Genomic DNA, 12,650 nt, shown 5'->3' on the forward strand with positions numbered 1-12,650 from the left:
CTGACTAATTAGTCGGTACTTGTGAGCCCTCTCGCGCGAATCAACGATGGAGGCATGCCCAACGACGCGAAGAACGCAGACACCGCAAACACCGCGCAAGCCGCGCGCACCGGAGCACCCGCGACCGCTGCGGCCACCGCACACGCCACAGGCGGCGTGACCAGCCGCACCACCCCCGTCACCGTCATCGGTCTGGGAGCGATGGGGCGGGCCCTCGCCGGGGCCCTGCTGGACGCCGGGTATCCGACGACCGTCTGGAACCGTACGGCCGGGAGGGGCGAGGACCTCGTGGCCCGGGGCGCCACCCTCGCCGCGTCGCCCGCGGAGGCGGTGCGCGCGGGCGAGGTGGTCCTCGTGTGCGTCGTCGACTACGCCGCGTCGCAGGCGATCCTGGAGCCGGTCGTCGCCGATCTGGCGGGGCGTGTCCTGGTGAACGTCACGTCGGACTCCCCGGAGCGCGCCCGGGAGGCGGCGAAGTGGGCGCAGGAGCACGGCATCCGGTATCTGGACGGTGCCGTGATGATCCCGACCGTCATGGTGGGCACCCCGGAGGCGCTGCTCTTCTACGCCGGTGACAAGTCCGCGTACGAGGAGCACGAGCGGGTGTTCACGTCCCTCGGCGGGCGGTCGGCGTACGTCGGCGCGGACCACGGGCTCGCCGCCGTCTACGACCTGTCCATGCTCGACTTCTTCTGGACCTCGGTGTCCGGCCTGGTGCACGGGTACGCGCTCGCTGCGAAGGACGGCGTCGCGGCCGCGTCGCTCGCCCCGTTCCTGAAGGCCCACATCTCGCTCCTGTCCCTCATGGTCGACGAGACGGCCAAGGACCTGGACGCGGGCGAGTACCCGGGTGACGAGGGGAACCTCGCCATGGAGGTGGAGGGCATCGAGCACATCCTGCACGCCGCCGAGCTCCGCGGTCTCGACGTCTCCGTGCTGCGGGCCGTGCGCGACGTGGCCCGGCGGGCGGTGGACCTCGGGCACGGCGCCGACGGCTGGTCCGCCACGGTCGTGGGCGCCCGCAACCCCGCCTGAACCCGCCGCCCCGGGGCTCTGGACTTGACGCCCACGTCAAGGCCTACGGTCGCGGTATGCGGATCGGCGAACTCGCGGACCGGGTGGGGACGACCACGCGGACGCTGCGTTACTACGAGTCGCGCGGGTTGCTGCCCGCGCGGCGGGACGGCAACGGCCATCGCACGTACGGCGAGGCCGACGTGCGGCTCCTGGTGCAGATCAGGACCCTTCAGGACTTCGGGTTCGAGCTGGAGGAGACCCGGCCGTTCGTGGAGTGCCTGCGCTCCGGCCGTCCGGCGGGCGACGCGTGTCCGGCGTCGGTCGCCGTCTACCGCCGCAAGCTCGGCGAACTCGACGCGCTGATCGGCGAGTTGACCGCCGCGCGGGCCGAGGTCGGCGCGCAGCTGGCGCGCGCCGAGCGGGCGATGGCCGGGCTCGCCGCCGAAGCGCGGGCACCGGGGGGACCGGAACCCCGGTGCGAACTGGGTGACGCGACCGATGTGACCTGATGTGACCTGATGCGACCGATGTGAGGGGTGTGCGGGGATGAGTGGGATGCGGGTCGAGGGTGTCGACGAGGTGACGGACGCGGACTTCGGTGTCGCGGTGCTCTCCGGGGAGCGGCCGGTGCTCGTGCAGTTCACGGCAGAGTGGTGCGGGCCGTGCCGGCAGTTGGCGCCGGTGCTCGGGGAGATCGCCGGGGAGGAGGCGGACCGGCTGAAGGTCGTACAGCTCGACGTGGACCGCAACCCGGAGACGACGACGGCGTACGGGGTGCTCTCCACGCCGACGCTGATGGTGTTCCGCGACGGCGAGCCGCTGTGGCAGAGCGTGGGCGCGCGGGCGAAGCGGCGGCTCGTGCGGGACCTGGAGGGCGCGGGGGTCCTCTGAGCGCGCCCGCCTCGCGACAGCGGGAGCTGCGCAACAGTGCAGCGCATAACAGCGCACCGCGCGACAGTGGGCGGTAGCAGCAGGAAAAAGCCCCGGACGAATTGACGTCCGGGGCTTTTCTCTGGGTATATTGGATTCTTTCGCGAAGCCCTGCCCTTTTGGGCACGACAGCTTCACGGGAATCTGTATAAAGTCACTGTAACTGGCGAGGGGCTGAATTGTCAAGCGAGGAATTGCGGGAAGAGCAGCAATTCGTCTCCGAGCTGTACGCGCGCCTCGACGCGCTGCGCGAGGAGGCCGAGTCCGCCGTACAGGCGTCGTTGGCGCAGGTGGGCAACGGACTACAAGCGCGTCTGGAGCGCGACGTCATGGTCGCCGAGCAGTCCGGGCTGCTCACCGCCCTCGACGCGGGCGAGAACGGTCTCTGCTTCGGGCGCCTCGAATTCGGCGACGGGCGTGACCACCACATCGGGCGGATCGGAATCCGCAGGGCCGACACCGAGCGCACTCCGCTCGTCGTCGACTGGCGCGCGGAGGTGGCACGGCCCTTCTATCTCGCGACCGGCCACACACCGATGGGCCTGCGCAGGCGCCGGCACATCACCACGGAGGGCCGCCGGGTCACGGCCCTGCACGACGAGATCCTGGACCTCACCGACACCACCCGCACCGGGCACGAGGCCGCGGACTCCGACGAGGTGCTGCTCGCGGCGCTCGACTCCGCGCGCACCGGCCGCATGCACGACATCGTGCAGACCATCCAGGCCGAGCAGGACCGCATTATCCGCGCCCCGCACCGGGGCGTGCTCGTCGTCGAGGGCGGCCCCGGCACGGGCAAGACGGTCGTCGCGCTGCACCGCGCCGCCTACCTCCTGTACGAGCACCGGGAGGTGCTCGCCAAGCGCGCCGTCCTCGTCGTCGGCCCCAACCCCGCCTTCCTCGGCTACATCAGCGAGGTGCTGCCCGCGCTCGGCGAGACCGGCGTGCTGCTCGCGACGCTCGGCGAGCTGTTCCCCGGTGTCACGGCGACGGGCACCGACTCGCCCGCGGCGGCGCGGGTCAAGGGCCGGGCCGAGACGGCCGACGTCCTCGCGCGGGCGCTGCGGGACCGGCAGCAGCTGCCCGAGCCCGGCGAGCCGCTGGTCATCGAGCACGACGACGGCGAGCTCGTCCTCGACTGGACGATCGCGTACGAGGCGCGGGACGCCGCCCGCGCGACGGAGCTGCCGCACAATCTGGCGCGGCCCACGTTCGCCTTCCAGATCATCGACGCGCTCACCGCGCAGCTCGCCGAGCGCATCGGCCACGACCCGTACGGCGGGCCCAACTTCCTCGGGCCCGACGACATCGCGCAGCTCGGCAAGGCCATCGCGGTCAGCCCCGACGTGCACGCCGCGATCGACGAACTGTGGCCCGTCCTCACCCCGCAGCGCTTCGTCGCCGACTACCTCGCCGAGCCCGTGCACCTGTCCAAGGAGGACGCCGCCGCGGTCCGGCGCCCGCCGGGCGGCGCCTGGACGGCGGCCGACATCCCCCTCCTCGACGAGGCCGCCGAGCTGCTCGGCAAGGACGACAGCGCCGAGCGGGCCCGCGCGGAGGCGGAGCGGCAGCGGGCCGTCGCCTACGCGCAGGGGGTGCTCGACGTGTCGTACGCCTCCCGTACGTACGAGTTCGAGGACAAGGAGGAGAGCGACCCGGACGGGTCCGAGGTGCTCCTCGCGCACGACATCATCGACGCCGAGCGGATGGCCGAGCGGCAGGAGGAGGCCGACCACCGCAGCGCCGCGGAGCGGGCCGCGGCCGACCGGACCTGGGCGTTCGGGCACATCATCGTGGACGAGGCGCAGGAGCTGTCCGCGATGGCGTGGCGGCTGCTCATGCGGCGCTGTCCGACGCGGTCGATGACGCTCGTCGGGGACCCGGCGCAGACCGCCGAGTCCGGCGGCCTCGGTTCCTGGCGGGAGATCCTCTCCCCCTATGTCGCCGACCGCTGGGAGTACGCGCGCCTCGGCGTCAACTACCGTACGCCCGCCGAGATCATGGAGGTCGCGGCGGAGGTGCCGCGCGCCGCGGGGGTCTTCGGCTTCCAGCCGCCCTCCTCCGTGCGGTCCACCGGGGTGCGGCCGTGGGCGCGGCGGGTCGGGGACCTCGCCGCGGGCGTCGCGGAGGCGGTGGCCGCCGAGACGCCCGCCGCGGGGCGGCTCGCGGTGATCGCTCCCCGCGCGCTGCACGAGGAGATCGCCGGGAAGCTGGACGGCGTGCCCGCCGGGGGTGAGCCGGACCTGACGCGGCCCGTCGTCCTCATCGACCCGCGCCAGGCCAAGGGCCTGGAGTTCGACACCGTCCTGGTCGTCGAGCCCGCGCTGTACGGGACCAGTGATCTGTACGTCGCCCTGACGCGGGCCACGCAACGGCTCGGCGTCCTGCACGCACAGGCGCTGCCCCCGGCGCTGACCCGCATCGGCTGATCCCACCGCCCGCCCCGGAGGCCGTGTGCCGGGGCGGGCGGGGCCAAAGGCGGGCCCGGGGGCGGGGGCCGGTTCGAGAGATTGACGGTGTGCGGCCATTGACGGCACCTCCGCCCACAACTACAAAACTGTGAGAGCGCTCTCAGCGACGGACCCGCACCCCACTCCCCACGGAGGTGCCCCATGGGCACGAGCCGCACATCCCGCGCGACCCGCTTCCGCACGAGACGCACCACGCCCCTGCTCGCCGGGCTCGCCGCCGCGGGCCTGTGCGCCGCCCTGCTGAGCCCCGCCGAGGCCCGGGGCGACGTGCCGCCCGCCCCCGGCTGGACCCTTCAGTGGAGCGACGACTTCAACGGGCCCGCCCGCTCGCTGCCCTCGGCCGCGAACTGGCAGATCGACACCGGCCACCACTACCCCGGCGGCCCCGCGAACTGGGGCACGGGCGAGATCCAGAACTACACCGCGTCCCCGGACAACCTGAGCCTGGACGGCAGCGGCAACCTGCGCATCACCCCGCTCCGCGACGGCGCGGGAAACTGGACGTCCGGCCGCATCGAGACCAGGCGCGCCGACTTCAAGGCCCCCGCGAACGGCACCCTCGCCATCGAGGGCCGCATCCGGATGCCGAACGTCACCGGCGAGCAGGCGCTCGGCTACTGGCCCGCCTTCTGGGCGCTCGGCGCGCCCTACCGCGGCAACTACTGGAACTGGCCGGGCATCGGCGAGTTCGACGTCATGGAGAACGTCAACGGGATCAACTCCGTGTGGGGCGTGCTGCACTGCGGTGTGAACCCGGGCGGCCCGTGCGACGAGACCAGCGGCATCGGCGCGAGCCGCGCCTGCCCGGGCGCCTCGTGCCAGTCCGCCTTCCACACCTACCGCTTCGAATGGGACCGCTCCGCGAGCCCGAACGTCCTGCGCTGGTACGTGGACGGGCAGCTGTTCCACAGCGTCGACCAGAACCGGGTGGGCGCCCAGGCGTGGAACGACATGACCGGCCACGCGGGCTACTTCATCCTGCTGAACGTGGCGATGGGCGGCGCGTTCCCCGACGGTGTGGCGGGCCGGTCGACGCCGGTCGCGGCCACCGTGCCCGGCCGTTCGATGGCTGTGGACTACGTGGCGGTGTGGACCCGCGGCGGCGGGGGCGGCGACCCCGGCACTCCCTCCGCGCTGCACCTGCGCCAGGGCGGCACGCTCGGCCCCGCGGCCGGCTCCGCGTCGGCCACCGCGCTGGCGTCGGCGGGCGGCGCCAACCACGACGGCACGCCGCACGCCCCGGCGACCTTCACGGCGACCGGCGTCGACGGCACGTACACCGGCGGCTCGACGGAGTTCGACCTGCTGGCCGACGCGGGCACGGCCGTCGGCAACGGGCAGCAGGTGCGGGTGAGCTACGACCGTACGGGCGACGGCTCCTGGGAGCGCACGGAGACGTACCAGTACTTCGCGACCGACCCGGTGCCGGGGTACGAGCGCTACACCCAGGCCAGAGGCCTCAGGTCGGCCACCGGATCGCACGGCGCGATGTCCGGCGGCACGGTCCGCGTCGAGGTGTGGAACGCCATCGGGAACGCCCCCAGCACGATCGGCACCGGCAACCAGTCGGTGGTACGGATCCCCTTCGGCTGAGGCTTCCCGCAAGACTCGTACAGCACACAGCACACAGCACACAGCACGCAGGGCGCCGTCGCGGAACGACGGCGCCCTGGCGGCTGTGCGCAGCTCAGCCCTGCCCAGCTCTGCTCAGCTCAGCCCTGCTCAGCTGCTCAGCCCTGCTCAGTTCTGCCCAGCTCCGCTCAGCGCGGGGAAACCGGTTCCTTCCCGGCGTCGGCCGCGTCCGCGGGCCTCTCCACGTCCGGCTCCGCGTCCGCCGCCGCCCCGGCCCTGCCCTTGCGCGGCAGCAGCAGTGCGACGAGCACCGTGCCCACGCCGAGGACCACCGCGCCGACCAGGCTCGTGTGCGCCACGGCGTCGGAGAACGAGGCGCCGACGGCGTGCCGCATCTGCTCGGCGCCCTGGGCGAGTTCGCCCGCCTGGGCCTTGAGTTCCGCCGCCTTCTGGGGCGTGGTGCCCGGGGCCCCGGCGCGTTCGGCGAGCTGCCTGGCCTGCTCGCCGATGGCCTGGGCCACGCCACCGCCCGCGCCGACGGAGTCCTGCGCCTGCTCCAGGGCGGACGCCGGGAGCTTGCTGCCCGCCGTCTCGTCGGCGAGGCCGGAGGAGTAGGAGCTGGCGAGGACCGAGCCGAGGACCGCGATACCGAGGGAGCCGCCGAGCTCCAGCGAGGTGTCGTTGACGGCACCGCCGACACCCAGCTCGGACTCGGGGAAGGCACCCATGATCGCGTCCGTGCAGGGCGAGACGGCGAAGCCGAGGGAGAGGCCGAGGATGATCAGGGACGGGACGAAGTCCCCGTACGAGGACGAGGCGGAGACCTGCGTGAGCAGCGCGAGCGCCGTCGTGCCGCCGACCATGCCCGCGCTCACCATGACCTTCGCGCCGAGGCGCGGCGTGAGCACACCGGTGAGGGCGGAGCCGACGAACACGGCGCCCGCCAGCGGCAGCATCCGCACGCCCGTCTCCAGCGGGTCGTACTGGAGGACGAACTGGAGGTGCTGGGTCAGGTAGTAGAAGGCGCCGAACACGGCCACGAAGAACAGGGCGACGGCGAGGTTCGAGCCGGAGAAGCCGCGCTCGGTGAACTTCCGCACGTCGAGGACCGGCCGCGGGTGCCGCAGCTCCCAGACGACGAACAGGACGAGGCCCACCCCGGCGATCACCGCGGCGGTCACCGCGCTCGCGCCCCAGCCGAAGCTCGGGCCTTCGATGATCATGTAGATCAGCGCACCGACCCAGACGACGGAGAGCAGTCCGCCGACGTAGTCGATCCGGCCCGCGTCCTTCGCCTTCGAAGGCGGTACGAGGACGAAGGCGCCGATGATCGCCAGTACCGCCACGGGGATGTTGATGAGGAACGTCGACGCCCAGCCGTAGTCCTTCAGGAGCGCTCCGGCGATCAGCGGTCCGGCCGCGATCGCGATGCCGGAGGTCGCCGCCCACAGCGTGATCGCCTTGGCCCGCTCCGCGCGCGGGAACGTCGCGGCGAGCAGCGAGAGCGTCGCGGGCATGATCATGGCGGCGCCCACGCCCATCACCGCGCGGGAGGCGATGACGGCCGCCGAGCTGTCGGACAGCGCGCCGGCGCCCGCGCCCGCGCTGAGGACGACGAGCCCGAGCACGAGCGCGCCCCGGCGGCTGTACTTGTCGCCGATCGCGCCGAGCAGCAGCATCAGCGCGGCGTAGGGGACGGTATAGGCGTCGATGACCCACTGGAGGTCGGAGCTGGACAGATCGAGGTCGCGGGTCATGTCGGGCGCGGCCACGGTGAGCGCGGTGTTCGTCATGACCGCGATCAGCAGGCTCAGACACAGGACGAGCAGCGCCCACCAGCGGCGGGCGTAGGGCCGGTCCATCCGCTCGACCGGCTCCTTGATCAGCAAAGGCATCGGGTCATCCCCCAGGAAGGTCTTCGGGCGCGGGCAGGTCCCGCACAGCATCTTGCACAGCGCTGTGCAATTACACGACAGTGTGCAATGTAGTCGACGAGCAGCGATCTTGCACATTGCTGTGCAAGTGCGGGAGGGGGCGGCACAATGTCGGCATGAGCCGTACGAAGCCGACGCCGCCGAAGGCCGCGTCAGCCGTCTCCGCCGCGTCAGCCGCGCCGACCGCCTCGGCCACGCCGACCGCCTCGGCCACGCCGACCGCTTCCGCGGCCTCGGCCACGCCGGCGGCCTCGGCCACGTCGGCCGCTTCCCCCGCGCCGGCCGCATCCGCCGCCTCGGTCCGCGCCGACGCCAACCGGCGCCGCATCCTCGATGTCGCCTTCGCCGAGCTGACCCGGGACCCGGACGCGTCCATGGACCAGATCGCGCGCGCCGCGGGCGTCGTCCGCCGGACCGTGTACGGCCACTTCCCGAACCGGGAGGCCCTGGTGACGGCGATCCTCGACGAGGCCGTGACGGCGGTGACGGCCGCGCACACGGCGGGCTACGAGGGCGTCGACGACCCCCCGCGCGCCATCGCCAGCGCGATGCTCGCCGTCTGGGACGTCACCGACCGCTACCGCCTGCTGCTCTCGCTCGCGCAGCGCGCGGTCACGATGGAGGGCATCCGCGAACGCCTCGCCCCCGTCCACGAGACGGGCACCCAGATGCTGCAACGCGCCCTGGACGAGGGCAGGTTCACCACCGCGCTGCCCGCGCGGGCTCTCGTGTACGTCCTGGAGAACATCATGTTCGGCCTGATGGAGGCCGTGAACGACGGTGTGCTCGGCACGGAGGAGGCGGGGCGGGCCGCCGCCGTCACCTTCCTGACCGGCGCGGGCCTGCCCGCCCAGGAGGCGACTACCCTCGTCTCCGAAGTGGCCTCGACCAAGGCCCCGTAAGGGGCGTGGGGAACGGCGCGCTCAGCCCAGGAAAAGCCGCAGACGCATCTGCCGGGTGGCTGTGCGGACGCGTCTGCGGCTTTTCTGCGGCTGGCCGCGCCGTTGCCCGCGCCCCTTGCGGGGCACAGGTCAGGGGCAGGGGTGGGGCCCGGGGCCCCACGCCGCCCGCACGTCGCCCCGCGCGACGACCCCACACACGAGAGCGGTCCGCGGCCCCGTGGGACCCCCGCGTTCGACGAGCACCAGCTTGTCCTCGGTGAACCTGCCGCCCCCGGCGGCACCGTGCGCGTCGGTCCGGCCCGTGGCCCCGTCGAAGCCGCCCTCACCGAGGCCCTGGTGGAGCACGGCCTGGAGGAGGCTGCGGTTCAGGCGTTCGTCGTGCCCGCCGGTGCCGCGCCACGCCTCGTCGATGCCCAGGGCGAGATAGCGCATGGCGTCCCAGGCGAGCCCCACATGGGCGTCGTCCCGCATCGTCGACGTCCGCGCGTCGTGGTCCTTGCCGTACACGGCGTCGTACGCGGAGAGGAAGGCCGCGGCCTCGCTGTTGCCGAGGGCGGCCAGGGGTGCGGCGCGGCCGTGGGAGACGTGGTGGAGGGTGAGGCCGCCGAAGACCTCCCAGGGGCGCGGCACCTCGGAGAGCGCGGTGGTCACGTCGTCGTCACCGAGGACGCTGAGCTTCGGGCAGCGGCGGGAGATCCGCGCGATCTCGTTCAGGAACAGCTGCAACTGGCTGCCGCGCGCCGCCCACACGACGGCGGTGCGCGGCTCGTCGGCGACGGCGTCGCACACCTCGCGCGCCAGGTCCTCCACCGCGTCGAGCTTCGTGCCGTCAAGGCCGTCGGTCAGGGGTGCGGGCTCCGGGGCGTCGGCGGGCGTGTAGAGCAGGACCTCGGCCCTGCCGCGCCGGTGTTCCTTCAGGAAGGAGGTGGCGACGCTGGCGCTGTAGGCGTCGGCCGGGTCGGCGACCAGCAGGGTGCGGCGCGCCGTCCTGCCGTCCGCCGTCATCCGGGCGTGCTGGACGAAGGAGGCCATGACGGCGGCGGCGCGCGAGTCGGTGGGCGCCATCTGGTAGTAGTGCCCGCTCTGGCGCAGGAGGGCGTCCGCCGTGCCCGAAGTGCCGACCATGGGGATGCCCGCCTCGCCGAGGGTCCTTATCGCCTTGTACGTCTGCCTGCGGCTCTGCCCGAAGCCGATGACACCGACGACGGACCGGTCGCGCTCGGCCAGTTCCACCACGTGCCGGGCCACGTCCGGGGCGTCCTTGAAGCGGTCGCCCGCGTTGGCCGCGAGCACCCTGAGCGGCACGCGCTCCCCGGAGCGCAGCGCCTGCGCGTTGACGTACCGCTGGGCGAGGGCGATGCCGCGCAGTTCGGCGAGGGTGCCGCCGCGCACCGGGTCCTCGGCGCCCGCGCCGCCGCTGAGCGGCCCGAAGTACACCACGGTGCGGCTCGCGGGCCCGCCGGCGGCGCTCCCGCCGGTCCGCTTCTGCACCTCGCCGTTCTGTCGTTCGATCAGTTCGAGTACGTCGCGCACGGCACGCTCGCCGCTGCCGCTGCCGAACGAGGCGGCGCCCTCGGCGACGCCCACGCACTGCCCGTCGGTGCCGAGGAACATCGAACCCCGGCACGCGTCGCCCGCCCGGTCCCCGAACGGCACCCCTGCCACGAGTGCGGCCACGGTCACCAGGGCGAGGGACACCACCGCGAACGTGCTGGCGGCCTCGGTGCGCGGGCCCCAGCGCGGGGCGGGCGGAGCGAGGGTCGGTCTGCGCCGCAGCCAGTACGTCGCCGCCGGGTCGTCCGCCGCGGCCCCGTCGAGGACGGACACGACCATGCCGGTGGGCCGCCCGGGCGCGGTGCCGTGCTCCGCGACGTTGGCCAGCTCCGCGCCCGCCGCCGACAGCGTCGCGACCTCGATGTCGGGGATCCGGTGGGCCAGGGACCGCACGCCTCCGGCGACCGCGACGACCGACGTGCAGCCGAGGTCCTCCATGGCGGAACGCAGCTCGCGCAGGAAGCGCTGTTCGCGCGAGTGCTCGTCCCCCGCCTCCGCCACGAGCAGGACGAACCGGCACACGCGCCGGCGCCGCCACGGGTGGAACAGCCGCTTGCGGCAGGCGGCGTCCAGGTCGGCGAGCAGGGCGAGCAGCAGGATCCGGTCGAACTTCTCGGGGTCGACGCCGTGCACGAGGTCGCGCGCCGAGCGGAAGAAGTCGGTGGGCGGCGTGCCCTGCTGCAACCGCGCCCACTGCGCGTACCACCGCGGTCGCCGTCGTGATCCGCCGAGCATCAGCCGCTGGGAACGCCAGGCGTAGACGGCCCGGGGCAGCCGCTGGAACAGCGGTCCCGCGAGGAAGTTCCACAGGAGTTCGAGCAGGGTGCCGCCGCTCGCGTGGTCGCGTCCGCCCAGCCACCACAGCGTCCTGGCGGGCCCCGAACCCTCCCGGTGGGCCTCGTACGCGCGGTCCTTCAGCTCCTGGTGGTGCTCCATCGCGAAGTCCGCGGCGGGCGGCGCGGTCACGATGGACCGCAGCAACTGGTAGCAGGGCAGGCGCAGTCGCCCCGTGCCCTGCGGCATGCTCTCCGTCAGCTGCCGGATGACGTGCGAGAACAGATGCAGTTGCGCGAGCACCGGGTCGTCGGGCGACGCCCCCGCGGAGCCGTCGGGGCAGCCCAGGTGGGCGTGCGGGGCGAGCATCGCCTCCCGGCCGTGCAGCCGCCCGTGCAGTCCCGCGACGATACTGCGCCCGACCTGTCCGTCCCCCGGTTCACTGAACAGCACCACCGGCACCCGACTGCGGTGCCGCCGCGGCTGCGTGACGAGTCTGTCGAAGGCCTCGACGAATCGCTCGATCCCCGCGAACGCCGGGATCCCTCCGTTGCGCGGCTCTCCCATGGACACTCCGCCCTTTCCCCCGACGCGGGCCTCAGGCCGGTGTAGCACCGCCGGGCGGAGGTACGCAGCGCTTCGCGCAACTAGCGCACGACGGGACGACGGTGTGCGACTCGATCGCACCGGCACCGGCGAGAGGGGTTGCCACGGGCCTACCTGCTGGGTTTCGATCCCGCGGGCGACGGCCGCGCGATCACCGCGAACGCACGGCGTGCGAAATAGGAGAACCAAGACGTGCAGATCACAAGGCGTGCCGCAGTGCCCGCCGTATCCCTCGCACTCACGATTCTGACCGGATGTGGCATGACCGACGACAACAACAGCGATGGCGTCCCGTCCGCGGGCACGAGCACCACGCGTGCTGCCGCCGACGCGATGAAGAAGACCTCCCGTGCCCTCTACGACGTGATCGGCGTGAAGGGAAAGACCTCGGAGAACCTTCCGGGAGTCACCGGCTGCTCGGGAAAGGACAAGAAGAAGTACTTCCGCATCTACCACCCGTGGAGCTTCACCCCCGCCTCGGCGGACGACCTCGACGAGGCGATGGCGCACCTCAAGAGGGAATTACCGCGGCACGGGTGGAAGATCGTCGGATACGGGCCGAACAACAGCAAGAACAGAAGCATCACCCTGACCGCCGACAACGACGGGAGGAAGGCCGGCGTAAAGATCATCAAGATGTCCAGGAGTGATCCGCCGATGCTGAGCCTGGACGTGGTCTCCGGCTGCTACAAGGTCCCGGACGGCCAAGAGGCCGACCTCTACCCGTCATGAGGCCCCCGCCCGGGCGCCATGCCCCCGGCCTCCGCCACCGAGGCCGGGCGGCCCCCCCCCTGGACGGCGGAAGGCCCCGCGGCCGTTCTAGTCGCGTCGGATCAGTTCGGGGTTGATGCGGCGGCCGGCAAGAGGAAGAGCCCGGCAGCATAAGCGCC

General features: G+C 72.9%; 9 protein-coding genes. 7 read left to right on the forward strand and 2 right to left on the reverse strand.

Going from position 1 to position 12,650, the window contains the following annotated elements; genetic code table 11:
• Positions 1-54: 54 nt before the first annotated feature.
• From ACH4DX_RS10140 to ACH4DX_RS10160, 5 genes are all read left to right on the forward strand, one after another.
• On the forward strand, positions 55-1,035 hold the full coding sequence (locus ACH4DX_RS10140; RefSeq protein ID WP_398154786.1) for an NAD(P)-dependent oxidoreductase: 981 nt from the start codon (positions 55-57) through the stop codon (positions 1,033-1,035).
• Between the two features lie 56 nt (positions 1,036-1,091).
• A complete protein-coding gene (locus ACH4DX_RS10145; RefSeq protein WP_398120769.1) occupies positions 1,092-1,526 on the forward strand; it encodes a MerR family transcriptional regulator in 435 nt (144 codons plus the stop codon).
• 37 nt (positions 1,527-1,563) lie between these two features.
• Positions 1,564-1,908, forward strand: a complete 345-nt coding sequence (locus tag ACH4DX_RS10150; protein WP_398120767.1) for a thioredoxin family protein — start codon at positions 1,564-1,566, stop codon at positions 1,906-1,908.
• A 218-nt stretch (positions 1,909-2,126) separates the two neighbouring features.
• Positions 2,127-4,376 carry a HelD family protein gene (locus ACH4DX_RS10155; protein WP_398154787.1) on the forward strand — a complete coding sequence of 750 codons (2,250 nt, stop codon included), beginning with the start codon at positions 2,127-2,129 and terminating at the stop codon, positions 4,374-4,376.
• Positions 4,377-4,559: 183 nt separating this feature from the next.
• On the forward strand, positions 4,560-6,011 hold the full coding sequence (locus tag ACH4DX_RS10160) for a glycoside hydrolase family 16 protein (RefSeq protein ID WP_398120763.1): 1,452 nt from the start codon (positions 4,560-4,562) through the stop codon (positions 6,009-6,011).
• A gap of 167 nt (positions 6,012-6,178) precedes the next feature.
• On the opposite strand, the gene ACH4DX_RS10165 is transcribed toward ACH4DX_RS10160, so the two are convergent.
• Entirely contained in the window at positions 6,179-7,885 is a 1,707-nt protein-coding gene (locus tag ACH4DX_RS10165; RefSeq protein WP_398154788.1) for an MFS transporter, read from the reverse strand.
• Between the two features lie 365 nt (positions 7,886-8,250).
• Here ACH4DX_RS10165 and ACH4DX_RS10170 point away from each other — a divergent pair, with 365 nt between their 5' ends.
• Complete coding sequence (locus ACH4DX_RS10170) at positions 8,251-8,826, forward strand: TetR/AcrR family transcriptional regulator (protein ID WP_398155237.1); 576 nt, start codon at positions 8,251-8,253, stop codon at positions 8,824-8,826.
• A 129-nt stretch (positions 8,827-8,955) separates the two neighbouring features.
• Here ACH4DX_RS10170 and ACH4DX_RS10175 read toward each other — a convergent pair whose 3' ends face one another.
• Positions 8,956-11,721: an ABC transporter substrate-binding protein gene (locus tag ACH4DX_RS10175; protein WP_398154789.1), complete on the reverse strand. Its 2,766-nt coding sequence runs from the start codon at positions 11,719-11,721 to the stop codon at positions 8,956-8,958.
• 300 nt (positions 11,722-12,021) lie between these two features.
• Between ACH4DX_RS10175 and ACH4DX_RS10180 the strand changes: the two genes are divergently transcribed.
• Positions 12,022-12,492, forward strand: a complete 471-nt coding sequence (locus tag ACH4DX_RS10180; protein ID WP_398120757.1) for a hypothetical protein — start codon at positions 12,022-12,024, stop codon at positions 12,490-12,492.
• Positions 12,493-12,650 lie beyond the last annotated feature (158 nt).

Origin of the sequence: Streptomyces sp. NPDC017940 (assembly GCF_044328435.1) — a bacterium.
Classification (GTDB): Bacteria; Actinomycetota; Actinomycetes; order Streptomycetales; family Streptomycetaceae; genus Streptomyces.

Excerpts from the sequence above, each read along its gene's own strand:
- ACH4DX_RS10140 (WP_398154786.1), top strand. The coding sequence starts at position 55 with ATGCCCAACGACGCGAAGAACGCAGACACCGCAAACACCGCGCAAGCC.
- ACH4DX_RS10145 (WP_398120769.1), top strand. The coding sequence starts at position 1,092 with ATGCGGATCGGCGAACTCGCGGACCGGGTGGGGACGACCACGCGGACG.
- ACH4DX_RS10150 (WP_398120767.1), top strand. The coding sequence starts at position 1,564 with ATGAGTGGGATGCGGGTCGAGGGTGTCGACGAGGTGACGGACGCGGAC.
- ACH4DX_RS10160 (WP_398120763.1), top strand. The coding sequence starts at position 4,560 with ATGGGCACGAGCCGCACATCCCGCGCGACCCGCTTCCGCACGAGACGC.
- ACH4DX_RS10165 (WP_398154788.1), bottom strand. The coding sequence starts at position 7,885 with ATGCCTTTGCTGATCAAGGAGCCGGTCGAGCGGATGGACCGGCCCTAC.
- ACH4DX_RS10175 (WP_398154789.1), bottom strand. The coding sequence starts at position 11,721 with ATGGGAGAGCCGCGCAACGGAGGGATCCCGGCGTTCGCGGGGATCGAG.
- ACH4DX_RS10180 (WP_398120757.1), top strand. The coding sequence starts at position 12,022 with ATGACCGACGACAACAACAGCGATGGCGTCCCGTCCGCGGGCACGAGC.